The following is a 26,865-nucleotide window of genomic DNA, read 5'->3' on the forward strand; positions in this document are numbered from 1 at the left end:
CCGCCTCATAACCCGGATCAAAAAACATCGCTTCATGGCTGTCGGGCTCCGACAGCACAATCCGCTCATCCATCCAACCCCTCACGGGATCTGACATGAGCGCATCGACGGAAAAGCAACTGTATATCGGCGAAGGATTCGAAGGACCCGGCGTCAACCTCGCGCACATCAACGTGCTGGTGGGCCCGCGCAACGGTCCCGCGGGTCAGGCGTTCGCGACCGCGCTGTCGACGCCGTCGGCCGGCCATGCGCCGTTCGTCGTGATCGCCCGTCCCGGCATTCCGGCCAAGCCGCTCACGCTCTATGTGAACAAGGCGCAGATCGAAGGCGAATTCCACGGCAACGCGACCTGGGGCGCATCGCAGGCAGGCATCGCGAAGGCGGTGGCCGAGTCGCTCGAAAACGGCACGCTGCCGCCCGAAGCGGAGAACGACTGGGTCGTCGTGTCGGCGAACTGGGTCAACCCGAAAACGGACGACCTCGACGCGGTGTTCGACAACAACTACCGCGCCTGCAAGAACGCGATCGTCGCGGCGATGAAGGGGCTGCCGCATCGCGATGAGGTGTTCGCCGCCGCGCGCGACGTGTCGAACCCGTTCTACACGCCGAAGCACCGCTGATCCCACCGCTACGCGATGCGGGCCGCGCGCGCCGGGGAGCGGTGCGCGCGCCGCGACAAGGAGACTACATCATGGAATATGTTCGCCTCGGCCAGTCCGGCCTGAAGGTTTCGCGTCTGTGCCTCGGCACGATGAACATGGGCACGCCGCAGTGGAAGCCGTGGATTTTCGACGAGGCGCAAAGCGAGCCGATCGTGCGCCATGCGCTCGAAGCCGGCGTGAACTTCATCGACCTCGCGGACTTCTATTCGACCGGCGTCGGCGAGGAAGTGGTCGGGCGGATCCTGAAGCGCGTCGCGCGCCGCGAGGAGATCGTCGTGACCACCAAGGTCGGCTACGACATGGGCAGCTACCCGAACGCGGGCGGCCATTCGCGCAAGCACATCATGGACGGCATCGACGCGTCGCTGGCGCGGCTCGGCATGGACTACGTCGACCTGTACATGCTGCACTTCTTCGACGTGAACACGCCGGTCGAAGAGACGATGAGCGCGCTCGACGACATCGTGCGCGCGGGCAAGGCGCGCTACATCGGCGTGTCGACGATGTACACGTGGCAGTTCGCGAAGATCATGCAGGTCTGCGAACGTCACGGCTGGCACAAGCCGGTCAACATGCAGTTGCAGCTCAATCTCGCGTATCGCGAGGAAGAGCGCGAAATGATGCCGTACTGTGCCGATCAGGGCGTGGGCGTGTCGGTGTTCAGTCCGCTGGCACGTGGCCTGCTGACCGGGGATGCGGCTTCGACGCGCAACCAGACCGATTTCTTTACCGCGCAGATGTACGGCGATCCGGCCTCGCAGGCGATTGCCGCGTCGGTGGCGCGGGTGGCGGCGGCACGCGGCGTGTCGTCGGCGCAGATCGCGCAGGCATGGGTGCTGAGCCGCTCCGGGGTGGCGAGCATGCTGGTCGGCGCGGATACGCCCGCGCAATTCGACAGCGCGCTGGCGGCGCTCGGCACGACGCTCGCCGACGACGAACTTCACGAACTCGAACGCAACTACACGCCGTGCGATCTGATCAACGATTACACGGCGGGCAAGCGCATCGCGCGCGAAGCGCGGGCCGCGCAGGGGGCGTTCCTTCAGACATTGGACAAGGCAGCATGAACCCGCTATTGCGTACCGGACACTTTATCAACGGCGAGTGGCGTCAGGGCGAGGCCACGTATGCCGTGCTGAATCCCGCCACGGGCGAGACGATCGCGCAGGTCGCCAAAGGCGGCGAGCAGGAAACCCGCGAGGCGATCGCCGCCGCCGCGCACGCGTTTCCCGCATGGCGCGCGCTGAGCGCGAAGGAGCGCGGCGCGCGCGTGAAGCGCTGGGGCGAACTGATGCTCGAGCACCGCGACGTGCTTGCCGAACTGATGTCGCGCGAGCAGGGCAAGCCGCTTGCCGAGGCGCGCGGGGAGGTCGGCTATGCGGCGAGCTTTTTCGAGTGGTTCGCGGAGGAAGCGAAGCGCGCCTATGGCGACGTGATTCCGAGCCCGAATCCGAATGCGCGGATCGTCGTGACGCGCGAGCCGATCGGCGTCGTGGCCGCGATCACGCCGTGGAATTTCCCGCTGGCGATGATCACGCGCAAGGCGGGCCCGGCGCTTGCCGCCGGCTGCACGATGGTGCTCAAGCCATCCGAGGAGACGCCGCTGTCGGCGTTCGCGCTCGCGGTGCTGGCCGGGCGCGCGGGCATTCCGGCCGGCGTGTTCAACATCGTCTCGGGCGACGCGGTCGCGATCGGCGGCGCGCTGACCGCGTCGCCGGTGGTGCGCAAGCTGTCGTTTACCGGCTCGACGCGGGTCGGCAAGCTGCTCGCGAAGCAGTCGTCGGATACGCTGAAGAAGCTCTCGCTCGAACTCGGCGGCAACGCGCCGTTCATCGTGTTCGACGACGCCGATATCGACGCGGCCGTGCAGGGCGCGATCGCATCGAAGTTCCGCAATACCGGGCAGACCTGCGTTTGCGTGAACCGCTTTTACGTGCAGGACGGCGTGTACGACGCGTTTGCTGCGGCGCTCACGCGGGCGGTGCAGACGCTGCGCGTCGGCCCGGCGCTCGACGGCGATTTCGAACAGGGGCCGCTCATCAATGCGGCGGCGCTCAGGAAGGTCGAGGCGCACGTCGCCGACGCGCTGCAAAAGGGCGCGAAGGTGCTGACCGGCGCGCAGCGGCATGCGCTCGGCGGCACGTTCTATGAGCCGACCGTGCTGACGGAAGCGTCGAAGTCGATGCTGATCGCGGCTGAGGAAACCTTTGGTCCGGTGGCGGCGTGCTTTCGCTTCAAGACGGAAGAGGAAGCGGTGGCGCTGGCGAACGACACGCCTTTTGGGTTGTCCGCGTACTTCTATACGCGCGATCTGGGCCGCGCGTGGCGGGTGGCGGAAGCGCTCGAAAGCGGGATGGTCGCCGTGAACGAAGGCATCCTGTCAACCGAGGTCGCGCCGTTCGGCGGCGTGAAGGAGTCGGGGCTCGGCCGTGAAGGATCGAAGTACGGTCTCGACGAGTATATGGAATTGAAGTATGTGATGATGGGTGGGCTTGGCCGATAGGGGCTGTCGCGCGCCGGCGTGTGTTGCGGCGCGCGGCGGATCGGGTGGGTTGTCGTGGGGCGTGGGTCCGCCGGGTGCGCCCGCGGTCAGTCGTGATTCAGCGCATTTGCGACGATCGCTTGCGACAGGCTTTCCACTCACGAGCGTGCGCCCACGCTGGACATACATGCTGGAGGGCCTGCGCTACGGCGGGCCTAACCTGGCCGGACGACTTGTTCGGCGTTCTCGCGCAGCGATTCCCGCATGCGCGATCACGCCATCCTCCTCCGATTCGACGACGGATACGCCACGTGAGTCGACAACCTCGTCCGCTGCGACGATCGGCGCACCGCTTTCGAGGACACCCGTCATAGGCGCACTGAAGAACGCGACGCGCCCCTGTTCTTGCATGGTTCATTAGCCAGTGATCCCGGCTGAAGCGACATCGCAGTATCAGACCGCGGGCGCCGCTTTCTCGGCGGCGAGCGCGGCCTTGACGGTTGCGCGGGAATCGATGCGATCCATGAAGCGCGCGAGCGACGGCCAGCGCGTGATGTCGATCGAGAACAGCGGCAGCCATGTGAGCACCGTGTACAGATAGGCGTCGGCAATACCGAATTCACCCATGAGGTAGTCGGTGCGCGAGAGTGTGGCATCGACGTTGTCAAGACGCTTGTAGAGCTTTTCCTTGAAGATACCTTTAACGTCGTCAGGAATCTCGGCGTTGAACAGCGGGCTGCAACCGGCGTGAATTTCTGACGTGATGAAATTCAGGGTTTCCTGGAGCCGCACGCGCTCCCAGCTCCCGCTCGGGGGCGCCAGTCTGGCTTCGGGCCTCAGGTCGGCGAGGTACTGGAGAATCGCAGGGCCTTCCGTTAGCACCTCGCCATTGTCGAGCACCAGCGCCGCGACGTAGCCCTTTGGGTTCACTTCCAGAAAGCTGCGGCCTTCCGAGGTCTGCTTCGTCTTGTTGTTGACACGAATCAGTTCGAACGGCAGGCCGAGTTCGCGCAAGACGATGTGTGGAGACAGCGAGCACGCATTGGGGGAAAAGTACAATTTCATGGTGTTGGATTTCTCGGTTGCGTCCAGACCGTGGCGAACATGCTGGATACTGTTGCCTGCGCTATTGTTCGACCGTTTGCACAGGCGATCCTATAGCCTGATGATACATGACGTAAAGTTAAGCTTCAATTGAGGAAGTATTAGTTGTCCTGATGATATTCTATGTAGAGATGATCGCCGTGCCGGTTCGTGCCGAGGAAGGCCGATCGTTTCCGGGCACGCGCCCGTTGGCGGCGCGAGGCTTTACAACCGTGTGAAGGGGACGGCCGGCCGGTTCGCGCGGCGTGTGCGTCGCAGGTGATCAAAGAATGCACAGACCGCGGGTGCTTACCTCGGAGCGAACGAGGCTGAACTCGCGGTATGTCGGCGTATCGAGATTCAGCACGCGCAGTGTTTGCCGCGCACTTGGCAGCATCGATTCTGGAGCGTGCGATATGCCCATGCTTTCGCGTATCAGTTCGAACGCCGTTGCCCAGTCGCACACAGAAATTCGAATGTCGGACAACACGAGGCCGGCGTCCTCGACGAGCTGTTTGCTGTTCAGGCGACAGCCTCCTGTTGTGAAGCCGACTCGTAGCCAATCGAATTGCGGGGAGCCAGATCGGGAGCGCGTTCGTCAACGAGGACCGCTATCATGACATCGAGATCGGCGATCTCATCATGCGACTCCAGATACCGACGTCACAGTGACTTCAGCGTAATCCGTTAAGCCGAAGTCAAGTTACGGTAGTCGGTCGGCTCGGACCGACGCGCGGCTCACGTCCGGATGAGCTGCATGCGCGTCATCGCGCGTAACGACTCGTGTAAGTTGTCAGGTCCGCCGATGATGGTGTTGCGGATCAGCGGCAACGCGACCCGACGCGTCGAGAGGGCTGTCTTCCGGCAGACTTTCAGCATACGTAGCGATTCGGTCATGCCATCGCGCGTCTTTAGCGTGACTGTGCGAACACCCGCGAAGGACGCGCGAGCCGCGCAGCAGGCATTCAGCATTTCGTCCTTGCCTCGTCGGCGTCGGTCGCTTTTATCGGGCGTGGTGACCTCCAGCACGGTTACATGGGATTGCTGCAAGTAGCGAAGCAAGCCAGGGCCGCAGGTTCCAGTGAACTCGACGCCGACCCGGACAAGCTTGCCAAATGCGCGCATCCAAAGCAGCATCTGCGGGTAGCCATGCCGCCCGATGATGCAAGCGTGAGCGGCGCATGCGCTAGCAGGCAATACATTCCCGTGAGGCATCGTCATGCCGTCTCGACGCTGCGATCCCCAACGTCGGCATAGTACTTCTCGCCGTCGCAATACAGGCCCCGCGGGTCATAGAGCGCACAGGGCCACGAAGTGAAGTGCGCAACGGAATCGTGGACGTGTTCGGCCAGCAGTCCGTCAACGGCGGCTGCCAAGGCGCCTCGGTTATCCCACGCGCTGAGGATCAGGTCTTCATAGGCGGTCCGGTTGCGCGGCTCGGGCGGCGGCCAGTCGCGGTTGTTTGCGGGACGCACGATGGGGTTACGCAGGAACGCCACCCGTTGCACCAGTCTGCGTTGCTCCCGCAACAATTGTCTGGCCTGCTCGTCCGGATGCGGTGGAACGTCATAGGTCCACTTGCCGGGGCTGCACGCGGGATGGTCGGCGTCCGTCGCGGGCCGCACACTTTCGCACGCCGCACTGACCTTTCCATACAGCCGCCCGAGAATGCGCGTATCGCGGGGCTGACGCTCCACCGCTCCGCGCCACTGGAAATTCAGGCGGCGATGCGCGTGCATCAGTGATTCGACGTCGTCCCCGTCTGCGGGCGGCAATGCCGCCATGTAGCCTTGGTACAGGCTTGACACCGGGTCGTCGTCCGCGAGCGTGTAGTCTTCTCGAATACGCAAACTCAAATTCTCCGGCAGCCGCATTGGCACTCCAGCCTGGATGGCCTCGGCCAGCATGTGGCGCAAGGGGATGCGCGACAGCAGGTTGCTGCGTCCCTGTACGTCCGGCTCGTATCCCCCGCCCACATCCGAATGCACACCCGGATAAACGACTTCCTCGCAGTGGGCGGGATAGTGGCGGCCTACGCGGACCGAATCAAGCGGAAACGCTTCGCGCACCTCGTGCGCCGAAACGAAATGCACGCAGCGCTCGACTTCGGGCGGTACCGCGAGTTCGCTGGCCCAGTCCAGATGCAGCGTTGGGCCACCCACCGACGCCACCGTATCGAACAGCCCCATGAATCGGATCCGTACCGGCGTGCGCTCTCCATTCGGGGCTTGCCAGATCAGGCCGCTGTCCGTGCGCTGGCACTTTTTTTCAGTCAACCTCCGCACAAACGCCCGCGCCCCGGTCGCACCACGCGAAAAGCCGAAGATCGAGACATCGATAAACTGCATGCAGCGCCACGATGCCGAACTCCAGTCGAGTTCGAGGATTCGCGAGAATTCGGCCAGTGCAAACTGGATACGCATCTCGCCGCCACTGCCCAGCCCCAGCCCCAGTGCACCGCCCTTGTCGTCCGATAGTTTGTCGGTATAGCCCACAAGCTTCGGCACCTTGAATGGAGTGCCCACGCCAGGGATATACGTTGGGGTAGCACCTCTTCCTTTCTGATCGCTGGTTGCGGCACGATAAAGCTTGGCAACGTTCGAGAGGCGCTGTAACGGCTCGTCAATGTCAAGATTATTGCCGGTACCGTCGAAGAAGAACGAGAGCTTGGGATACAGGCGGCATTTGGTATCTCTCAACGAGATAGGGCCTGCCTTGTTAGCGGGGGAAGACAATTCCTGCATTTTTTTCATCCCACCGAACATCACGGCACTGCGAAGATCCTCGTCCGTAACGGGTGCACCAGCCTGGCGTACAGTCATAGCCTAACGATTCCTCTGTGGTTATTTGTCGGCACAGCCAGATCGGTTTGGCGAAAACGCAAGTTCCACCGTGTTGAGGTCGCGCAGGATCACGCAGACATAGGCATCGTCTTTTCTTGGGTCCGGGTCGTTGTGCGGGCCATTGGAGGGGAAGTGAGTAACGACTGTGTGTGGCGCATCCGGCATTGTTATGGCCTTGGTTTTCGGATCATCTTCAGCCCCCCAGGTCCACCTGACCGTCACAGGCTGTTTCCAGTCCTTCAGCCCCGGATAGCAGCAGGCAGCGGCGCCGCCGCCTGAATGTTCATCAGCGTCTCCAGCCCAGTACTTATCGACAAAAATATTGACCGCGTACCGGTTGGTGTGATTGATCGGCACCATCGCCATCGCCTGGCCTTCGCTGGCGAAGGGGTCATCGGGCAACGCATGTCCGCACGCCGACAGTGCAATCACCGCACCAGCGGCCAGTGCCGCGGTGCGCCGGGATGCCGCCAGCGAACGGGCAGCGATGAAGCGATACGCAGAATGGCTTTTCCGGACTCCGGGCATGGTCGATTTTCCTTTTTGTGGATTGTTGGCAGGCAAGCGGCGGCGGTAGGCCGCGCTATCTTCAGACTTGAAGTCCGATCACCTTGATATCTGAGCGGCCGGACAGACGCAATCGCCACCAGTCCGAATTTGTCATTTATGCCGAAGAGGCGGCGCAGCTGGCGACAGCTAAACCGCTACTGCATCGTCGTCGCCATCGACCGCCCGCGCTTCCCCCGCCATCTTCAGGATCAGGACTTCAGGCGCGGCACGCCTTTCCCGCGCCGCCTCGACAGGTTGTGCCCAATCCGTCCGTGTCTACCCGTCACCGGATTACCTCAAGGAGGAAACGATCCAACCTGCGATGCCCTTTCGCGCCGCGCGTCTGGTCCCGGACCATCTTGAGCCCGATTCTCGGGTTGGTGAGGTACGTTCTGGCCTCGGCGTGCCGGGGTGAACCCAGCGCGAACGCCGTGTGCATCCGGTCTGCGATGACGCGCCTGCGCGGTAGATTCGCGTGCTGCTGCTCAGGGGAGTGAAAGCAATGCGTGGCCTGTTTCGCGACAAGGGAAAGGGGTGATTCGACGGGATCAGAAGCGGCAGGGTAAGGATTCCTCTGTGGTTATTTGTCGGCACAGCCAGACGCTGACGGCGAGAACTCCAGTTCCACCGTGTTGAGGTCGCGCAGGATCACGCAGACATAGGCATCGTCTTTTCCTGGGTCCGGGTCGTTGTGTGGGCCACTGGAGGGGAAGTGAGTAACGACCGTGTGCGGTGCGTCCGGCATCGTTACGGCCTTCGTCCTGGGATCTTCTTCCCAGCCCCAGGTCCACCTGACCGTCACAGGCTGTTTCCAGTCCTTCAGCCCCGGATAGCAGCAGGCAGCGGCGCCGCCGCCTGACTGGTGCGTTACATCTCCAGCCCAGTACTTGTCCACGAAAATATTGACCGCGTACCGGTCGGTGTGATTGATCGGCACCATCGCCATCGCCCGGCCTTCGCTGGCGAAGGGGTCATCGGGCAACGCATGTCCGCATGCCGACAGTGCGATCACCGCACCAGCCGCCAGTGCCGCGGTGCGCCGGGATGCCGCCAGCGAACGGGCAGCGATGAAGAGATACGCAGAATGGCTTTTCTGGACTCCGGGCATGGTCGATTTTCCTTTTCGAGGATTGTTGGCAGGCAAGCGGCGGCGGTGGGCCGCACTATCTTCAGACTTGAAGCGGGATCACCTTGATATCTGACCAGCCGGGCAGAGGCAATCGCCACCAGTCCGAAAATTTGTCGTTTATCGCCACGGCATGCAGCCGCCGGGTTACTGACTGCCCAGTGTGGAGTTGACCACCTGACACGCTCTAATCAGCCGCCTTTATGGGTTCACTTAGTGGACTTGTCGCTTTCGTCCGTGTCGCGGAAGCTCGCAGTTTCGTCACCGTGGCCTGTGGGCTCGGGATTTGCGCGTCAGCCGTCGGAAAAAACGTTGCGAGACTTGAAGGCGCTCTCGGTGTTCGATTTTTCATCGAAGCATGCGCCAAATCAGCCTGACCGAAGAAGGTTTGGTTTTTTCGAGCGATCTCGTCAATCATGTCTGTCTGCGCTTCAAGTACCAATCGGGTGGCAAGCGGCACGAATGGCCGATCGACGGCGTCTCGCCTCTGCAAAGAGGGGACACCGCGACTCCGGTCATCCTGAACAACACCGAAGCTGTGCTGTCGGCGGCGATCCAGTGACTGGGGATCGCTGATGTGCCGGACTTCGTGGCGCACGACGCCGCGATGGAGGGACGGTTGCGCATGGCATTGGAATCGTTGAAGACCGTGTAGGGGTATTCCGCGGGCTTTGGCCGACAAATCGGCATAGGCTGCCCAAGCTCTGGGTATTCGTCGATTATCTTGCCGGACACCTGGATGCAAAGTGGGGACCACCGCGCGTGCCCTGCATCTCATGCCGCCGATTCCCCGGTAGCCGCTGTCTACAGGGAGACATCATCACGAAGAGTTGCTCTTCCACGACGATGCTCGCGATCTGGCCGTGGCATGAACGAGTGAACCAAAGGACGTTAGGCATGCAGGCGTCTTGCACCGCCCACGTGCGGTTCCCGTATCTCCATCCCCCGGTTTCCCGCCCCCCACCGCCATCACGTGTATCATTCGATCCCTGCGCTGTTCTGCGCCGGTCCTTCCCGCATTCCCGAACGCCCGTGCGCAGCCTCGCTGCGAGGCCCCGCCCTGTCGCCGTCCCGCGCGCAGGGCGCCGGGCGCGGCGTCGGCGCGCGCTCGCGCAGAACGTCCGAACCCTATCCGTGATCGCCACACCCGAATGTCAGTCTCCGAACTCAAACGCCGCCGCACCTTCGCGGTCATCTCCCACCCGGATGCGGGCAAGACCACGCTGACGGAAAAGCTGTTGCTGTTCTCGGGCGCGATCCAGATCGCGGGCACCGTGAAGGGCCGCAAGAGCAATCGCTACGCGACGTCCGACTGGATGGAGATCGAAAAGCAGCGCGGCATTTCGGTGGCGAGCTCCGTGATGCAGTTCGAGTACGGCGACGCCGTGATCAACCTGCTCGACACGCCGGGCCACGAGGACTTCTCCGAAGACACATACCGCGTGCTGACCGCCGTCGATGCGGCGGTGATGGTGATCGACGGCGCGAACGGCGTCGAAGCGCAGACGCTGAAGCTGCTCGAAGTCTGCCGCAGCCGCAAGACGCCGATCGTCACGTTCATCAACAAGCTCGACCGCGAAGTGCGCGAGCCGCTCGAACTGCTCGACGAGATCGAGCAGCACCTCGGCGTGGCGGCCGTGCCGTTCACCTGGCCGATCGGGATGGGCAAGGAGTTCCAGGGCGTCTACGACATCCAGCACGATCAGGTGCGCGTGTTCCGCGCCGGCGAGGACACGGCCGGCGGCGCAGTCGAAACGCTGCAGGCGCTCGACGACGCCCACGGCGAACAGCGCTTCGGACACAGCTGGACGCGCGCGAAGGAAGAGATCGACCTGATCGCCGGCGCGACGCCCGATTTCGATCGCGACGCTTTTCTCGCCGGCCAGCAGTCGCCGGTGCTGTTCGGCTCGGCGATCAACAACTTCGGCGTGAAGGAGATTCTCGATGCGCTCGTCGAGCTCGCGCCGCCGCCGTCGATGCGCATGACCGTGCAACGCCCGGTGCTGCCGGACGAGCCGAAATTCACCGGCGTCGTCTTCAAGGTGCAGGCGAACATGGATCTCGCGCACCGCGACCGGGTTGCGTTCATCCGCGTGTGCTCCGGGCGGTTCGAGCGCGGCATGGCGCTGAAGGTGACGCGCTCGAACAAGACATTTCGCGCGAACAACGTCGTGACCTTCCTGTCACAGCGGCGCGAGACGGTGAGCGAGGCGTATCCCGGCGATATCATCGGGATTCCTAATCATGGCACGCTGAGCCTCGGCGATACGCTGACCGAGGGCGAGACGCTGCAGTTCGTCGGCCTGCCGTTCTTCGCGCCGGAAATTTTCCAGACCGTCGAAGTGGTCGATCCGATGCGCGCGAAGCAGCTCGGCGAGGCGCTGAAGCAGCTCGGCGAGGAAGGGGCGATCCAGGTGTTCCGTCCGTCCGGCGGCGGACTGATGATCCTCGGCGCGGTCGGCCAGTTGCAGTTCGAAGTGGTGTCGCACCGGCTGTCGACCGAATACAAGGTCGACGTGCGCATGGCGCCCGCGCGCTACCGGATGTCGCGCTGGGTGACGTGCGACGACGCGGCCGAACTGCGCCGCTTCAGCGACGCCTATTCGGCGCGCATGGCACTCGACGCGTCGAACGCGCCGACCTATCTCGCATCGCACGTCTCCGAGATCGAGGTGGCGCAGAAGGCCTGGCCGAAGATCGTCTTCAACGAACTGCGCGAGCATTCCGGCGCGCCGTTCCGGAAGGAGATGTAAGCGGGGCGCATAGCCGCGCCCGCCGGCCCTCAATGCTTGGTGCTGGTGCCCGGCGCCATGATCGCCGCGCCCGGCGCCGGTTCCGGGCACTCGCTATGCGCGTTGCGCAGTTGCTGCTTCAGGATCTGCCCGTTGCGCAGTCCTTCGAACAGCGCCATGTCGAGCTTCGCGTCGGCCTGTGCGCTGCTCGCGATCTGTTCGAACGAGAACAATAATTTCGCGTGCGCGCGCGACGCGCCTCCGGCGCGCTCGATGGCCCGCGCGAGCGCCGCGAGCTTTTCGAACTGCTCGGCGTTGCGCTGGGCGATGACGACCGCCCTGTCGAGAATGTCTGCGAGCAGGGCATCACTGGCAGGAACTTCATAAGCGAGAGGTGCGCGAGGCTTGTTGGCGTTCATGAGCGGGCTTCCTGGCTCGGGGCGCTGTGCGCCCTCCGGGTCGATCGGACTGTTGCGCCCGTTGGGCGAGTAACGGTGGCGACAAAAGTATAGTTCAACCAGACGGTTGTCAGGTCTCCTTATCTCGCAAAAGGGCGGGCGCGGGTCATGCCATCTGGAGCACTTCTTCGCGCAGCCAGGCAGCGAAGGCCTGTACGTGTTCGAGCGGGGCGTGTCGCGCGGCGATGTCGAGCCAGTATCCGTATGGCCCGCTGACCTCCACCTCGGAGAGGCGCGCGAGCGACCCTTCGGCGAGTTCCTCGACGATCATGTTGCGGTCGACCACGGCGAGCCCCACTCCCTTGCGGGCGGCGTGGATCGCCTGTTCGAGATTGGAGAATTCGATGCCGTCGCTGCCGTAATGGGCCGGCATCCGCGCGCTGGCGAGCCAGTTCGGCCACAGGTCGAGCCGCGCGTCGTTGTGCAGCACGTGCAGCGCGGGAAGCCGCGCGAGCAGCGTGTCGAGCGGCCGCCCGGCCAGATGCGCGGCGCCGACGAGCGTATGGCGCTCGATCATCAGCCGCTCCGAGTGCATGCCGGGCAGCGCGTCGCGGCCGAAGCGGATCTGGCAGTGACAGTCGTCGGACGGCTCCGTGCGGATCGACAGTTCGACGTCCGGCAGCGCCTGGGCGAGCGAGCCGAGCCGCGGCGAGAACCACTGGGTCGCGAAGGTCGGCGGCACTGCCAGCACCAGGCGGCGCCGGCCTTTCGCGGTGCGCACCTGGCGGGCGCCGCGCTCGATCGTGTCGAACGCCTCGGATACGCACGGCAGCAACTGCAGGCCCGCGTCGGTCAGGCGAACACCCTTGTGATCGCGCTCGAACAGCTTCGCGCCGAGCGAATCCTCGAGGATTCTGATCTGCCGGCTCACCGCGCCTTGCGTGACGCAGAGCGCGCTGGCCGCGCGATTGAAGCTCAGGTGACGCGCTGTCTCCTCGAAAAAGCGCAACGCGATCAGCGATGGCAGGCGCCGCATAACTTCACCTTCTTTCTTGCTCGTGGTCCGGCGCTGCCGGCTCGGTTGGGGGGCTGGGCAGGCGGCGCCCGCTTGCCGGCGCGCCACACGGCCGCGGGCCTCGCCGCATCTTACTGCCTTTTACGGCCGCTTTTGCCGGACCTTTTGCCTAACCTTCTGCGGGACCGTCTCCGGTAGCGCTTGCCGGGCACCTTGCACGGCCGAGCCGGCAGCCGGTGGCGCGGCGGCCGACGGCACAGCGCAGGGGAGGGCAGGACAGGGCAGGACAGTACAGGGAAGCACGGCACGGCACGGCACAGCACAGCACAGCACAGCACAGCACAGCACGGCACAGCACAGCACGGCACAGCACGGCACAGCACAGCACAGCACAGCACAGCACAGCACAGCACAGCACAGCACGGCACAGCACAGCACGGCACAGCACGGCACAGCACGGCACAGCACAGCACAGCACAGCGACGCGCCGCGCCGCGCGCCAGCCGCAGCCGCGCGCACGCAGCGATGCGCCCCGGGTCCGCTGGCCGGCGCGCGTAGTCTGCGACATTGCCGCGTCCGCTGTCGCCGTATCGCGCTTCGCGCGCGCGTGGCGCATCGCCTATGCTGATGAGGATGCGCGCCGACCCCGGCGCGCCAGTCGACCATCCTGCGGAGCGCGCGTGACCGTACGTAATCTCGATGCCCTGTTTCGGCCGCAGTCGGTCGCCGTGGTCGGCGCGTCGCAACGTCGTGGCAGCATGGGCGCGATGGTGTGGGCGAGCGTGCTGGCGGGCGGTTTCGAGGGTCCGCTGTGGCCCGTGAATCCGAAATACGGCACGCTCGACGGCCGGCCGGTGACGGCCGATGCCGCGGACCTGCCCGCCGCGCCGACCGTCGCGCTGATCTGCACGCGTCCCGCGACGTGGCCGTCGCTGATCCACAAGCTTGGCGGACTGGGCACGCGTGCGGCGATCATCGTCGGCGAAGTGCATGACGACGACGAGCGCACCGCGCTCCGTCACGCGCTCGCGGCTGCGCGCCCGCATCTGCTGCGCATCGTCGGTCCGGGCAGCCTCGGCGTCATGTCGCCCGCGCGGCGCGCGCATCTGGGCGCGCCATCCTGCATCGCAAGAGCGGGCGGCGTCGCGTGGGTGTCGCAGTCGAACGCGCTGACCAATGGGGTGCTCGGCTGGGCGCATGCGCGCGGCCTCGGCTTTTCGCACGCGGTGGCGCTCGGCGGCGAGGCGGATGTCGACGCGGGCGACGTGCTCGACTATCTCGCGAGCGATCCCGGCACCCGTGCGATCCTGCTCGAACTCGACGCCGTGCGCGCCGCGCGCAAATTCATGTCGGCTGCGCGCGCGGCCGCGCGCAACAAGCCGGTGCTCGCGTTGCGCGCCGGTCACGCGGACCCCGACAACGGTCTCTATTCCGCGGCGTTTCGCCGCGCGGGCATGGTGCGCGTCGATGCGCTCGACGATCTGCTCGACGAAATCGAAACGCTCGGCGTCGGCCGGGTGGCGGCCGGCGCGACCGCGACGCTGATCACGAGCGATCGCGGCGTCGCCACGCTCGCGTGCGACGCGTTCGCGTCGGCCGGCGATACGCTCGCGTCGTGGCCCGCCGAAGCCACGTCCGCACTCGCCGGCGCATTGCCGCGCGCGGTGCCCGGCAATCCGCTGCTGCTCGGCGACGATGCGCACGCCGCGCATTTCGGCGCGGCGCTGAAGCTGCTCGCGCCGTTTCCGGCGAGCGGCACCGCATTCGTTGTGCATGCATCGACGCACAACGCGCCGGCGGCCGAGGTGGCCCAGGCGCTGATCGATCACCAGCGCTTCGCGTATCGCGGGCTGCTCGCGTGTTTTTTCGGAGGCCTCGATGCGGCGACCCGCGACGCGCTGCATGCGCAAGGCATTCCGGTGCATACCACGCCGCAGCGGCTCGCGCGCGCGTTTGCGCGTCTGGTCGATTACCGGCTCGGGCGCGAACTGCTGATGCAGACGCCGGAGGGCTTGCCGATCCAGGCGGCCGAGGCGGTCGAAACGGCGGGCGCGCAGGCGCGCGCCGCGCTGTCCGGCGGCACGCAGACGCTGTCGGGCGAGGCCGCCGCGCGGCTGCTCGCGCCGTTCGGCCTGTTCGTCGAAACGCCGGCGAGCGGCGCGCCGGACGAGGCGCAGATCGTCGACATCGAGGTGGATCTGTACGACGACGACAACTTCGGTCCGGTGTTCCGCTTCACGACACCGCCCGCGGACGGCACGAGCGCGCCGCTGCGCATCTACGGGCTGCCGCCGCTCAACCCGGTGCTCGCGCACGACATGGTGAGACGCTCGCCATACGCGCGCCTAGCCGCGCCGGAGCCGGTCGTGGCCGCGCTGACCGCGCTGTCGCAGCTCGTGTGCGACGTGCGCGAAATCGTGGGCCTCACGCTGAAGCTGCGGGTGTACCCGCGGCGCATCGCGCTGGTCGGCCCGCAACTGTGGCTCGGCGCGGCCCGCAGCCGGCTCGCGATCATGCCGTATCCGCGCCGCTACGAAGAGACGCTCGACTGGCACGGCCTGCGCATCACGGTGAGGCCGATTCGTCCGGAGGACGAGGCGGCCCATCACGACTTTGTCGAATCGATGACGCCGGACGATCTTCGCCTGCGCTTTTTCGGCTCGGTCGGCAGCTTCGATCATTCGCAGCTCGCACGCATGACGCAGATCGACTACGACCGCGAAATGGCGCTGATTGCGACGGTGCCGTCCGAGGAGGGCTTCACGCGCACGCTCGGCGTCGTGCGTGCGGTGGCGGACCCGGACAACGAGACCGCGGAGTTCGCGGTCGCCGTGCGTTCGGACCAGAAGGGGCGCCGTCTCGGCCGGCTGCTGATGGAGAAGATCATTGCGTACGCGCGCTCGCGCGGCACGCACTGGCTGGTCGGCGAAGCGCTGCGCGAGAACGCCGCGATGATCGCGCTCGCGAAGGCTTGCGGCTTCACGGTCACGCCGACCGAGGATCCGGGCGTGGTCGGCTTCAGGATGGCGCTGGACGAACCGCCGCCCGCCTGAAGCGCCGTGCGGCTGCGGCTGCGGCTCAGGCGGCGAGCCGCGTGGCGGCGTCGTCGATCTGCGCGCGCGTGAGCGCCAGCTCGTCGAGCCAGGCCTGCGCGTAGGTCGCGCCGGTTTCGCGTTCGAGGCGCGCGATCGCCGCGGCACAGCGCATCGCGTCCTTCGGCGTCGCGATGAACGGCTTGACCGACTGGCCTGCCTTGAACGCGTCGAACAGCGGCACGCGGATCTCGTCGGCCAGCGTGCGCGTCCATTGATACGGCTTGCCGTTATACGTGAACGAGGGCGGCAGCGCGCGTTCCTTGCGCGCGGCCGGGATCAGTCCATAGGCGCGGGCGGCTTCGCCGATCTGCTCGGGCGAAAACAGTTCGTCGGGGCCGATCTCGAACTGCTGGATGTAGGTCTCGACAGCCTTCATCGCGGCCGCGCGATCGTCGCGCTTTTGCTGCGCTCGGGCCACGATGTCGCGCAGCTCGTCGGCTTCGTCCGCGGAGATCGTGAAGCTCGCCTGCTTCTGCTGGAGTTCGGAAAAACGCTGGAATTCGGATTCGGTCAGGAGTTTCGCCATGAGGGTTCGGATGGGCGCGCCGGGTGGCGTCGTGTCTCGTTTCGGGAGGGCCGCCATTCTATACGATGCGGGCGGCCTCACGCGACGGACGGGCTGCGAGACCGCGTGGCGGCGATGTCGGCCCGGTGCCGAAGGTGCCCGTCACGACGCCCTGACGCCCGCCGGGCGCGTGCGGGATGGACGACGCAGCAGAACTACGCTTCCTCCGGCCGTCCCAGCGACAACGCCTCGACCGTCTCGCGCAGCAGCGCAGTGGCGGCTTCGAGCGACGGTGCGACGTACTCGTCGATGCGCCGCAGATACGGGCAGGTGAGCGCGGCGATCGCCTGGCCCGACGGGCCGAGAATCGGAAACGTCAGGTCCGTGACGCCGAAAGTCTGCTGGCTGTCCTTCTGCGAGAAGCCGGTCGCGCGGATTTTCTTGCACGCGCCTTCGAGTTCGTCCCGGTCGATTTCCACCTCGCCCTTCACCTTCGTATGCTCGGCCAGCATGTGCGCGCGCTGCTCGGCCGTCTGGAATGCGAGCAGCACGCGCCCCGAACCGGTATCGATCAGCCCGACGCGCGAGCCGAGCCGCACCGACATCCCCCAGGTGCCCGGCCCGTCGACCTGCGCGATCACGAGCAGATTGCCGCGGTCGTACACCGCGAGGTGGCACGACTGTTCGGCCGCGTCCGCGAAGCGCTGCATCAGCGGCAGCGCCTCGGCGATCAGCCGGCTCATCGGCGGATGCCGGTGCCCGAGCGCGAACAGCTTCAGGCTGAGCGAGTAGCGGTCGCCGCCCGGCGAGCGCACGACGTATTGCCGCGCGACCAGCCGTTCGAGCATCCGGTACATCTCGCTCGCGTTGCGGCCAAGCAGCTTCGTGATTTCGGCGCGCGTGAGTCCGCCTTTCTGCTCCGCGAGCAGTTCGAGGATGTCCAGCCCCTTGTCGAGCGCCGGTGCGCGGTAGCGGTCGGCTTCGTCCCTGTCTTCCGCATCCATGATCGTGGTGCCCCCTGTGCATGTCTCATTGTGATCTGGCGCCTGAGTGTAGAGGCAGGCGGGGCCGCCGCGCCAGGGAAAACACGGACCGACGTGACAGCATACATAGCTTGACTTCGAAAAGTCCGTATATGAATAATACGTTCATTGGTGAATGAACGTTACACCAATATCCACAAGAAAGCGCAGGACGACGTGCCGGACCGAATCCGGTCCGGCAGTTCAAATTACGCCCACATCAGGAGACAGCACCATGTTCATCGGAGGTCGTTCCCGCAGTACGTCTGCATCGGCGCCGCGCGCGCCGCGCCGCTTCATCCAGCGTGTCCTGTCGGCCGGCATCGCGGCGGCCTGCGTCGCCGGACTTGCCGCAAGCGGCACGGCCCGCGCGGCCGATACCGGCAAGATCGGCCTCGATCTGCCGATGCTCACCTCGCCGTTCTGGGAGGCGTACAACAACTACCTGCCGGTGTATGCGAAGAAGATGGGGCTCGCGATTCTCGCGCCCGTCAATTCGAACGGCGATCCTGCGCAGCAGATCACCGACATGAACACCCTGCTGAACCTCGGTGCGAAGGGCATCGTGGTCGGTCCGCTCGATTCGGCCGCGATCAGCCGCGCGCTCGATGCCGCCGCCGCGAAGCACGTGCCGGTCGTCGCAGTGGACGTCGCGCCGACCCAGGGCAAGGTCGCGATGGTGGTGCGCGCCGACAACCGCGCGTATGGCGAGAAGGCCTGCAAGTACATCGGCGAGCACGTGAAGGCGGGCAAGGTCGTGCAGATCATGGGCGATCTTGCGTCGGTGAACGGGCGCGACCGCTCGGAAGCGTTCCGCGAATGCCTGAAGGGCTATCCGAAGCTGTCGCTGCTGGAGATTCCGGCTGCATGGAAAGGCGACGTCGCGGCGACCGCTCTCGACAGCCTGCTCACCGCGAACCCGGACGTGAAGGCGATCTACATGCAGGCGGGCGGCGTCTACCTGTCGCCGACGCTGCAGACGCTGCGCCGCAAGCAGCTGCTGTTCCCCGCCGGCAATCCGAAGCACATCGTGATCGTCAGCAATGACGGCATTCCTCAGGAGTTCGAAGCAATCCGCAAGGGCGAGATCGACGCCACGGTGTCGCAGCCGGCCGACATGTACGCGAAATACGGCCTCTACTACATCAAGGCGGCGCTCGCGGGCAAGACCTTCAAGCCGGGGCCGACCGATCACGGCAGCAAGATCGTGCAGCTGTCGTCGGGCATTCTCGAAGACGAACTGCCGGCGCCGCTCGTGACGAAGGCGAACGTCAACGACAAGAGCCTGTGGGGTAACACGGTCAAATGAGCGAGTCCATGCACACGTCCGGCGTCGCAGTGGTCGAGGCGCTGGGCATTACGCGGCGCTTCGGCTCCACGGCAGCGCTGAAAGACGTGAGCATCCGCGTGATGCCCGGCGAGTCGCATGCGCTCGTCGGGCGCAACGGGGCTGGCAAGTCGACGCTGGTGTCGATCCTGACCGGCCTGCGCAAGCCGGATACCGGCGAGGTGCGCTTCGGCGGCGCGAGCGCGCCGCCCATTGCGGACCGCGATGCGTGGCGCGAGCGCGTCGCGTGCGTCTACCAGCATTCGACGATCATCCGCGAGCTCACCGTCGCGGAGAACCTGTTCATCAACCGGCAGCCGGCGCGGCACGGCATGATCGACTGGCGCGCGATGCGGCGCGACGCGCGCGCGCTGCTCGATCACTGGAAGATCGACGTGCGCGAGGACATGCGCGCCGGCGATCTGAGCGTCGAAGCGCGCCAGCTCGTCGAGATCGCGCGGGCGCTGTCGTATGGCGCGCGCTTCATCATCCTCGACGAGCCGACCGCGCAGCTCGACGGCGACGAGATCAAGCGCCTGTTTCGCCGCATCCGCGAGCTGCAGCGCGAGGGCGTGACGTTTCTGTTCATCTCGCACCACCTGCAGGAGGTCTACGAGATCTGCCAGGCGGTGACGGTGCTGCGCGACGCGCGCCACATCGTCAGCGCGCCGGTGGGCGAGCTGCCGCGCGAGAAGCTGATCGAGGCGATGACGGGCGAACACGGCGGCCTCGCGGTCGCGGATGCGGCCGGGCGCGACCCGCTGCCCGCGAGCGCGCCGGTGGCGCTCGACGTGAGCAATCTCGCGGGCGCGGACTATCGCGACGTGTCGTTTTCGCTGCGGCGCGGCGAGGTGGTCGGCCTGACCGGCGCGACCAGCAGCGGCCGCACGAGCGTCGCCGAAACGATTGCCGGCCTGCGCGCCGCGAAGCAGGGCGAGATTCGCGTGGCCGGCAAGCGGCTGCCGCCGGGCGACGTGCCCGCGGCGCTCGCAAGCGGCATCGGCTGCGTGCCGAAGGACCGGCATCACGAGGGGCTCGTGCTCACGCAGTCGGTGGCGGAGAACGCGTCGATGACGATCGCGCGCGCGCTCGGCAGGTTCGGCCTGATGCCGCCCGCGCGCAAGCACGCGTTCGGGCAGTCGATGATCGACGCGCTCGGCATCGTCACGCGCGGCCCCGGGCATCCGGTGTCGGGCCTGTCCGGCGGCAACCAGCAGAAGGTCGTGATGGCGCGCGCGCTCGCGACCGATCCCGACGTGCTCGTGCTGATCGACCCGACCGCCGGCGTCGACGTGAAATCGAAGGAAGCGCTGCTGTCCGTCGTGGACCGCGTGCGCGAAGAAGGCAAGGCCGTGCTGGTGGTCTCCGGCGAGCTCGACGACCTGCGAACCTGCGACCGCGTGATCGTGATGTTCCGCGGCCGCATCGCAACCGAATTTCCGGCCGGCTGGCAGGACCAGGACCTCATTGCATCCGTTGAAGGAGTCAGTCTCGATGAAGAATAGTGTGTCCAGCGCCGCATTCGGCACGGCCGGCAACGCGGCGGGTGCGCCGGCTGCGCGTTCCCGCGCGGCGCGCTTCGAGCTCGCGCGGCTGCGCGACCTCGCGCTGCTGCCCGCGCTTGCGCTGCTGATCGTGATCGGCGCATTCGTGAGCCCGAGCTTTCTGACCCGCGCGAACCTGATCAGCGTGCTCGGCGCGTCGGCGGCGCTCGCGCTCGTCGTGCTCGCCGAGTCGCTGATCGTGCTGACCGGCAAGTTCGACCTGTCGCTCGAATCGACGGTCGGCATTGCGCCGGCGATCGGCGCAATGCTCGTGATGCCCGCGGCGTCGGCCGGCTTCGGCTGGCAGTGGTCGGCCGCGGCCGGGCTGCTTGCGATTCTCGCGGTCGGCGCGCTGATCGGTTTCGTCAACGGCTTCCTCGTCGTGCGGCTGCGGCTGAACGCGTTCATCGTCACGCTGGCGATGCTGATCGTGCTGCGCGGAATGCTGGTGGGCGCAACCAGGGGCGGCACGCTGTTCGACATGCCGCCATCGTTCTTCGCGCTCGCGTCGACGATCGTGCTCGGGCTGCCGCTCTCCGTGTGGCTGGCGGCGGTTGCGTTCGCGATTGCCGCGTTTGCGCTGCGCTACCACCGTCTGGGCCGCGCGCTGTATGCGATCGGCGGCAACCCGGAAGCCGCGCGCGCCGCCGGCATTCGCGTCGAGCGCATCACGTGGGGCGTGTTCGTGCTCGGCAGCGTGCTCGCGTCGATCGGCGGGCTGATCGTGACCGGCTACGTCGGCGCAATCAATGCGAATCAGGGCAACGGGATGATCTTCACCGTGTTCGCGGCGGCGGTGATCGGCGGCATTTCGCTCGACGGCGGCAAGGGCACGATGCTCGGCGCGCTGACCGGCGTGCTGCTGCTCGGCGTCGTGCAGAACCTGCTGACGCTTGCCCAGGTGCCGTCGTTCTGGATCCAGGCGATCTACGGCGCGATCATCCTCGGCTCGCTGATGGTCGCGCGTCTCGCGAGCGGCGAAGGCCAGAACTGACGCGCGCAACGAACCTGAATCATCGCGGAGAGCCAAGTTGGACAGTCAACCGAATACCGATGCGCGCCTGCTGCTGTTGAGCCCGCAGGACAACTGCCTGATCGCCGCGGCGCGCCTCGAAGCCGGCACGCAACTCGTGATCGAGGGCGAGCGCGTGACGCTCGCCGGCACGATCGGGCTTGGCCACAAAGTCGCGCGGCGCGCGCTCGGCAAGGACGAAAAGGTGCTGCGCTATGGCGCGGTGATCGGCCACGTGACCGGGCCGGTCGCGCGCGGCGAGCATCTGCATACGCACAACCTCGAAAGCGATTATTTGCCGACCTACACGCACGACGCGGGCCACACGTTCGTGCAGCATTGAAGCGGCGCAGCGCCGCGCGGGAACCATCATGACCGAATCTTCCGAATCCACCACCGCGGCTGCGCCGCTGTTGCAGGGCTATCCGCGCAGCGACGGCCGCAAGGGCATCCGCAATGTCGTCGCGGTCGCGTATCTCGTCGAGTGCGCGCATCATGTCGCGCGCGAGATCGTCGCGCAGTTTCGCGAGCCGCCCGAGACGTTCGACGTGCCCGCGCCCGATCGCGTGCCGGTGCATCTGATCGGCTTTCCGGGCTGCTTCCCCAACAGCTACGCGGAAAAAATGCTCGAACGGCTCGCGACGCATCCGAACGTCGGCGCGGTGCTGTTCGTGTCGCTCGGCTGCGAGAGCATGAACAAGCATTATCTGGCTGACGTCGTGCGCGCGAGCGGACGGCCCGTCGAGGTGCTGACGATCCAGGAGAAGGGCGGCACGCGCAGCACGATCCAGTATGGCGTCGACTGGGTGCGCGACGCGCGCCGCCAGCTCGCCGCGCAGCAGCGCGTGCCGATGGCGCTCGACGAACTCGTGGTCGGCACGATCTGCGGCGGCTCGGACGGCACCAGCGGCATCACCGCGAATCCGGCCGTCGGCCGCGCGTTCGACCATCTGATCGAGGCCGGCTCGACCTGCATCTTCGAGGAAACGGGCGAGCTCGTCGGCTGCGAGTTCCACATGAAGACGCGCGCGGCGCGGCCGGCGCTCGGCGACGAGATCGTCGCGAGCGTCGCGAAGGCGGCGCGCTACTACTCGATTCTCGGCCACGGCAGCTTCGCGGTCGGCAACGCGGATGGCGGGCTCACGACGCAGGAAGAGAAATCGCTCGGCGCGTATGCGAAAAGCGGCGCGTCGCCGATCGTCGGCATCGTCAAGCCCGGCGACGTACCGCCGACCGGCGGACTGTACCTGCTCGACGTGGTGCCGGACGGCGAGCCGCGCTTCGGTTTTCCGAACATCAGCGACAACGCGGAGATCGGCGAGCTGATCGCGTGCGGCGCGCACGTGATCCTGTTCACGACCGGCCGCGGCTCGGTGGTCGGTTCGGCGATCTCGCCGGTGATCAAGATCTGCGCGAACCCGGCGACCTATCGCAACCTGTCCGGCGACATGGATGTCGACGCAGGCCGGATTCTCGAAGGACGCGGCACGCTAGAAGAGGTCGGGCACGAGATTTTCGCGCTCACGCAGGCGGTGGCGCGCGGCGAGGCGTCGAAGTCGGAGACGCTCGGCCATCAGGAGTTCATCCTCACGTACAAGACGTTCGAGCCGGTCGGTCCCGCCTGTCTGCCCGCCAGCGCGGCGCCGCTGCGGCGCGCGAGCGCGGCCGCGCCGCACTGAGCGGGGCGCTCGCGCTTCCATCCACGCATCCAGGGAGACTCACCCATGGCAGCAGCGCTCGCTTCGAAGCCCGGCCCGCGCCGGACGATTGGCCGCAGCGGCGTGCCGGTGACGGCGCTCGGCCTCGGCACCGCGCCGCTCGGCGGCCTGTATCACGACCTGTCGGACGAGGAGGCCGCGGCGACGGTGGCCGCCGCGTGGGACGCCGGCCTGCGCTATTACGACACGGCGCCGCACTATGGCCACACGAAGGCGGAGCACCGGCTCGGCGCGGCGCTGCGGCCGTATCCGCGCGACCAGTATGTGCTTTCGACGAAGACGGGGCGGCATTTCGTGCCGCGCACGCATCCGTATGACGGCAGCGAAGGCTGGGACCGTCCGCTGCCGTTCGAGGCGATCTACGACTATACGCACAGCGGCATCCTGCGTTCGTTCGAGGATAGCCAGCAACGGCTCGGCATCGTCGAGATCGACATCCTGCTGATTCACGACATCGGGCGCGTGACGCACGGCGAGCGCAATGCGTTCTACTGGCGGCAACTGACCGAAGGCGGCGGTTTTCGCGCGCTCGACGAACTGCGTCGCGCGGGCGTCGTGAAGGCGGTCGGGCTCGGCGTCAACGAGGGCGCGGCGATTCTCGACGCGATGGCCGCGTTCGACATCGACTGTGCGCTGCTGGCGGGCCGCTACACGCTGCTCGAACAAACCACGCTCGACGATCTGCTGCCCGCCTGCGAGGCGCGCGGCGTCAGCCTGCTGCTCGGCGGCGTGTTCAACTCGGGGATCCTCGCGCAGGGCGTCGAGGGCGACCTGAAGTTCAATTACGGCGCCGCGCCGCCGCAGGTGATCGAGCGGGTGGCGCGGCTCGAAGCCGTGTGCCGCGCGTTCGACGTGCCGCTCGCGGCGGCGGCGCTGCAGTTTCCGTATGCGCATCCGGCCGTCGCGACGGTGCTCACCGGTGCGCGCAGCGTCGCCGAGCTGCAGCAGAACGTCGCGTCGTTCACGCGCCCGATTCCCCCTGCGCTATGGACCGCGCTGCGCGACGAAGCGCTGCTCGATCCGCGTGCGCCGATTCCACAGGACTGACGCGATGCGCATCGACGCTCACCAGCATTACTGGGATCCGGCGCGCGGGGATTACGACTGGCTCACCCCCGACCTCACCGCGCTCTACCGCGTATTCGGGCCCGCCGATCTCGCGCCGCTGCGCGCGCGTGCCGGCGTCGAGCGCACGGTCGTCGTGCAGGCGGCGCCGAGCGTCGACGAAACGCGCTACCTGCTCAGGCTCGCCGCCGGCGAAGCATCGATTGCCGGCGTGGTGGGCTGGGTGCCGATGCTGGCGGGCGGCGCCCCCGCGCTGATCGAAACGCTCGCGTGCGACCCGAAATTCAAGGGCGTCCGGCCGATGCTGCAGGATCTGCCCGACGACGACTGGATTGCGAATCCCGCGCTCGCTCCCGCGGTCGAGGCACTGGTCGCGCACGATCTGGCCTTCGACGCACTGATCTTCACGCGCCACGTTCCCGCGCTCGAATGTTTCGCGCAACGCTTTCCGGCGCTGCGCATCGTGATCGACCACGGCGCCAAGCCGCCCATCCGCGACGCCGGCGCGTGCTGGCGCGCGTGGGCGGACGGCATCGAGCGGCTTGCGCGGCTGCCGCAGGTGCACTGCAAGCTGTCGGGGCTCGCGACCGAGGCGGCCGAGGGCTGGACGGAGGCGACGCTCGAACCGTACGTCGATCATCTGCTGAACACGTTCGGCCCGCAGCGCCTGATGTGGGGCAGCGACTGGCCGGTGCTGAACCTGAACGGCGACTATCTGCTGTGGCATTCGGTGGCGAGCGCGCTGCTCGCGGGGCTCGGCGATGCCGCGCGCGACGCGGTGTTTGGCGCGAACGCCGCGGCGTTCTATCGTTTATGACGCGGTGCGCGCGCGCCGCTGCCGGGGCGGTGCGCGCACCGCGTGGTGTTGAGCGGGCGTTGCAATACCCGGTATGACCTCATCGTCATTTTTACTGGAGCCGTAGATGATACAAAGACTGGCCGGGAAGACGGCTGTGATTACCGCAGCCGGACAAGGGATCGGCCTCGCGACCGCGGAACTGTTCGCGCGCGAGGGCGCCCGCGTGATCGCCACCGACATCCGCATCGACAGCCTCGCGGGCAAGCCGTTCGAGGCGCACCGGCTCGACGTGCGCGAGCGCGCCGCGATCGACGCGCTCGCGGCGAAGCTGGGCCCGGTCGACGTGCTGTTCAATTGCGCGGGCTTCGTGCACGCAGGCTCGATTCTCGAAGCGAGCGAAGAGGACTGGGACTTCGCGTTCGACCTGAACGTGAAGGCGATGTACCGGATGATTCGCGCGTTCCTGCCCGGTATGCTGGAAAAGGGCGCGGGCTCGATCATCAACATGTCGTCGGCGGCGTCGAGCGTGAAGGGGGTGCCGAACCGCTTCGTGTACGGCGCGTCGAAGGCGGCGGTGATCGGCCTGACGAAGGCCGTTGCTGCAGACTTCGTCACGCGTGGTGTACGCTGTAACGCGATTTGCCCCGGCACGGTGGCTTCGCCGTCGCTCGAGGAGCGGATCGCCGCGCAGGCGAATGCGCAGGGCGCGAGCGTGGATGCCGTGCGGGCCGCGTTCGTCGCGCGCCAGCCGATGGGGCGCGTCGGCCGGCCCGAGGAAATCGCGGCGCTGGCGCTGTACCTCGCCTCGGACGAATCGGCCTTCACGACGGGCCAGGCGCACGTGATCGACGGCGGCTGGTCGAATTGACGCGACGCGCGGGTCGGCCCGCCGCGCGCCGCGAGCGGTGCCCGATGCGGGCTGCGCGGTGCGCGGACAACGGGTTTGCCCGTTGTTTCACTGGATCCTCTGGATAGATAGGAAAGTGCAACGATGAAACTGCTTCGTTACGGACCGAAAGGTCAGGAAAAGCCCGGCATGCTCGACGCCGAGGGCAGGATTCGCGATCTGTCGAAGGTGGTTGCCGACATCGACGGCGAGACGCTCACCGACGCCGGCCTCGCCAAGCTGCGCGCGCTCGATCCGGCGGCGCTGCCGCTCGTCGACGGCCATCCGCGCCTCGGTCCCTGTGTCGGCAAAATCGGCAAGTTCGTCTGCATCGGTCTGAATTACGCGGACCACGCGGCCGAATCGAATCTGCCGGTGCCGACCGAGCCGGTCGTCTTCAACAAGTGGAACAGCGCGATCAGCGGCCCGAACGACGACATCGAGATTCCGCGCGATTCGAAGAAGACCGACTGGGAAGTCGAGCTGGGCGTCGTGATCGGCAAGCCCGCCAAGTACATCGACGAGGCGCACGCGCTCGACTACGTCGCGGGCTACTGCGTGATCAACGACGTGTCCGAGCGCGAATGGCAGATCGAGCGCGGCGGTACGTGGGACAAGGGCAAGGGCTTCGACACGTTCGGCCCCATCGGCCCGTGGGTCGTCACGCGCGACGAGGTGCCCGATCCGCAGAACCTGCGGCTGTGGCTCGAAGTCGACGGTCATCGCTATCAGAACGGCTCGACGAAGACGATGGTGTTCGGCGTCGCGCAACTGGTCGCGTACCTGTCGCGCTGCATGAGCCTGCAGCCGGGCGACGTCATTTCCACCGGCACGCCGCCGGGCGTCGGCATGGGCGTGAAGCCGAATCCGGTGTACCTGAAGCCGGGCCAGACGGTGCGCCTCGGCATCGAGGGGCTCGGCGAGCAGCATCAGAAGACCTACGCCGCCGAATGACGATGCGCTAGCCGGATGGGCGGCGCGGCTTCGCGCCGCCGCACCGCG

At 66.5% G+C, this 26,865-nt stretch carries 22 protein-coding genes and 2 pseudogenes; 15 read left to right on the forward strand and 9 right to left on the reverse strand.

Annotated features, from left to right (window positions below):
- The first annotated feature begins 95 nt into the window (after nucleotides 1-95).
- From fae to AC3AP7_RS17935, 3 genes are all read left to right on the forward strand, one after another.
- The gene (fae, locus tag AC3AP7_RS17925) at nucleotides 96-620 is read left to right on the forward strand and encodes a formaldehyde-activating enzyme (RefSeq protein WP_487363932.1); all 525 of its coding nucleotides are present in this window, start codon (nucleotides 96-98) and stop codon (nucleotides 618-620) included.
- A 71-nt stretch (nucleotides 621-691) separates the two neighbouring features.
- Nucleotides 692-1,729, forward strand: coding sequence for an aldo/keto reductase (locus tag AC3AP7_RS17930; RefSeq protein ID WP_487363933.1), 1,038 nt, complete (start codon nucleotides 692-694; stop codon nucleotides 1,727-1,729).
- Entirely contained in the window at nucleotides 1,726-3,165 is a 1,440-nt protein-coding gene (locus AC3AP7_RS17935) for an NAD-dependent succinate-semialdehyde dehydrogenase (RefSeq protein WP_487363934.1), read from the forward strand. Before AC3AP7_RS17930 ends, AC3AP7_RS17935 begins: the two co-directional genes overlap by 4 nt.
- A gap of 432 nt (nucleotides 3,166-3,597) precedes the next feature.
- On the opposite strand, the gene gstA is transcribed toward AC3AP7_RS17935, so the two are convergent.
- The 5 genes and pseudogenes from gstA to AC3AP7_RS17960 all read right to left on the reverse strand — a co-directional run bounded on the left by gstA (nucleotide 3,598) and on the right by AC3AP7_RS17960 (nucleotide 8,727).
- Nucleotides 3,598-4,209, reverse strand: coding sequence for a glutathione transferase GstA (gene gstA, locus AC3AP7_RS17940; protein WP_487363935.1), 612 nt, complete (start codon nucleotides 4,207-4,209; stop codon nucleotides 3,598-3,600).
- A gap of 558 nt (nucleotides 4,210-4,767) precedes the next feature.
- Nucleotides 4,768-5,382 (reverse strand): annotated as a pseudogene (locus tag AC3AP7_RS17945) (IS110 family transposase); the annotation flags it as partial.
- A 62-nt stretch (nucleotides 5,383-5,444) separates the two neighbouring features.
- On the reverse strand, nucleotides 5,445-7,049 hold the full coding sequence (locus AC3AP7_RS17950; RefSeq protein ID WP_487363936.1) for a T6SS phospholipase effector Tle1-like catalytic domain-containing protein: 1,605 nt from the start codon (nucleotides 7,047-7,049) through the stop codon (nucleotides 5,445-5,447).
- 21 nt (nucleotides 7,050-7,070) lie between these two features.
- Nucleotides 7,071-7,598 (reverse strand): DUF3304 domain-containing protein, encoded by a 528-nt coding sequence (locus AC3AP7_RS17955; protein ID WP_488324846.1) that lies wholly within the window; start codon nucleotides 7,596-7,598, stop codon nucleotides 7,071-7,073.
- A gap of 601 nt (nucleotides 7,599-8,199) precedes the next feature.
- Nucleotides 8,200-8,727 (reverse strand): DUF3304 domain-containing protein, encoded by a 528-nt coding sequence (locus tag AC3AP7_RS17960; protein ID WP_487363938.1) that lies wholly within the window; start codon nucleotides 8,725-8,727, stop codon nucleotides 8,200-8,202.
- Between the two features lie 221 nt (nucleotides 8,728-8,948).
- Here AC3AP7_RS17960 and AC3AP7_RS17965 point away from each other — a divergent pair.
- Both AC3AP7_RS17965 and AC3AP7_RS17970 read left to right on the forward strand, forming a co-directional pair.
- Nucleotides 8,949-9,142, forward strand: a pseudogene (locus AC3AP7_RS17965) (helix-turn-helix domain-containing protein); the annotation flags it as partial.
- Between the two features lie 754 nt (nucleotides 9,143-9,896).
- Nucleotides 9,897-11,498: a peptide chain release factor 3 gene (locus AC3AP7_RS17970; RefSeq protein ID WP_487363939.1), complete on the forward strand. Its 1,602-nt coding sequence runs from the start codon at nucleotides 9,897-9,899 to the stop codon at nucleotides 11,496-11,498.
- A gap of 29 nt (nucleotides 11,499-11,527) precedes the next feature.
- Here the strand turns inward: AC3AP7_RS17970 and AC3AP7_RS17975 are convergent, their stop codons facing one another.
- A complete protein-coding gene (locus AC3AP7_RS17975) occupies nucleotides 11,528-11,896 on the reverse strand; it encodes a hypothetical protein (RefSeq protein WP_487363940.1) in 369 nt (122 codons plus the stop codon).
- 145 nt (nucleotides 11,897-12,041) lie between these two features.
- A complete protein-coding gene (locus AC3AP7_RS17980) occupies nucleotides 12,042-12,911 on the reverse strand; it encodes a LysR substrate-binding domain-containing protein (protein ID WP_487363941.1) in 870 nt (289 codons plus the stop codon).
- 659 nt (nucleotides 12,912-13,570) lie between these two features.
- On the opposite strand from AC3AP7_RS17980, the gene AC3AP7_RS17985 reads away from it, so the two are divergent.
- Nucleotides 13,571-15,943, forward strand: a complete 2,373-nt coding sequence (locus AC3AP7_RS17985) for a bifunctional acetate--CoA ligase family protein/GNAT family N-acetyltransferase (RefSeq protein WP_487363942.1) — start codon at nucleotides 13,571-13,573, stop codon at nucleotides 15,941-15,943.
- A gap of 25 nt (nucleotides 15,944-15,968) precedes the next feature.
- Here the strand turns inward: AC3AP7_RS17985 and AC3AP7_RS17990 are convergent, their stop codons facing one another.
- A complete protein-coding gene (locus AC3AP7_RS17990) occupies nucleotides 15,969-16,511 on the reverse strand; it encodes a hypothetical protein (protein WP_487363943.1) in 543 nt (180 codons plus the stop codon).
- A gap of 194 nt (nucleotides 16,512-16,705) precedes the next feature.
- Nucleotides 16,706-17,494: an IclR family transcriptional regulator gene (locus AC3AP7_RS17995; RefSeq protein ID WP_487363944.1), complete on the reverse strand. Its 789-nt coding sequence runs from the start codon at nucleotides 17,492-17,494 to the stop codon at nucleotides 16,706-16,708.
- A 253-nt stretch (nucleotides 17,495-17,747) separates the two neighbouring features.
- Between AC3AP7_RS17995 and AC3AP7_RS18000 the strand changes: the two genes are divergently transcribed.
- The 9 genes from AC3AP7_RS18000 (at nucleotide 17,748) to AC3AP7_RS18040 (ending at nucleotide 26,817) form a co-directional block, all read left to right on the forward strand.
- A complete protein-coding gene (locus AC3AP7_RS18000) occupies nucleotides 17,748-18,821 on the forward strand; it encodes a sugar ABC transporter substrate-binding protein (RefSeq protein ID WP_487363945.1) in 1,074 nt (357 codons plus the stop codon).
- Nucleotides 18,822-18,829: 8 nt separating this feature from the next.
- Nucleotides 18,830-20,344, forward strand: a complete 1,515-nt coding sequence (locus tag AC3AP7_RS18005; protein ID WP_487363946.1) for a sugar ABC transporter ATP-binding protein — start codon at nucleotides 18,830-18,832, stop codon at nucleotides 20,342-20,344.
- Nucleotides 20,334-21,377, forward strand: coding sequence for an ABC transporter permease (locus AC3AP7_RS18010; protein ID WP_487363947.1), 1,044 nt, complete (start codon nucleotides 20,334-20,336; stop codon nucleotides 21,375-21,377). Before AC3AP7_RS18005 ends, AC3AP7_RS18010 begins: the two co-directional genes overlap by 11 nt.
- A gap of 37 nt (nucleotides 21,378-21,414) precedes the next feature.
- Complete coding sequence (locus AC3AP7_RS18015) at nucleotides 21,415-21,738, forward strand: UxaA family hydrolase (RefSeq protein WP_487363948.1); 324 nt, start codon at nucleotides 21,415-21,417, stop codon at nucleotides 21,736-21,738.
- A 28-nt stretch (nucleotides 21,739-21,766) separates the two neighbouring features.
- Nucleotides 21,767-23,074, forward strand: a complete 1,308-nt coding sequence (locus tag AC3AP7_RS18020; RefSeq protein ID WP_487363949.1) for a UxaA family hydrolase — start codon at nucleotides 21,767-21,769, stop codon at nucleotides 23,072-23,074.
- Between the two features lie 45 nt (nucleotides 23,075-23,119).
- Entirely contained in the window at nucleotides 23,120-24,160 is a 1,041-nt protein-coding gene (locus tag AC3AP7_RS18025) for an aldo/keto reductase (RefSeq protein ID WP_487363950.1), read from the forward strand.
- A gap of 4 nt (nucleotides 24,161-24,164) precedes the next feature.
- Nucleotides 24,165-24,995, forward strand: coding sequence for an amidohydrolase family protein (locus tag AC3AP7_RS18030; RefSeq protein ID WP_487363951.1), 831 nt, complete (start codon nucleotides 24,165-24,167; stop codon nucleotides 24,993-24,995).
- Between the two features lie 106 nt (nucleotides 24,996-25,101).
- On the forward strand, nucleotides 25,102-25,845 hold the full coding sequence (locus AC3AP7_RS18035; RefSeq protein WP_487363952.1) for an SDR family oxidoreductase: 744 nt from the start codon (nucleotides 25,102-25,104) through the stop codon (nucleotides 25,843-25,845).
- A gap of 123 nt (nucleotides 25,846-25,968) precedes the next feature.
- Nucleotides 25,969-26,817, forward strand: coding sequence for an ureidoglycolate lyase (locus tag AC3AP7_RS18040; protein WP_487363953.1), 849 nt, complete (start codon nucleotides 25,969-25,971; stop codon nucleotides 26,815-26,817).
- Nucleotides 26,818-26,865: the final 48 nt, after the last annotated feature.

The sequence above is a fragment of the Paraburkholderia sp. PAMB 6770 genome, from assembly GCF_057748135.1.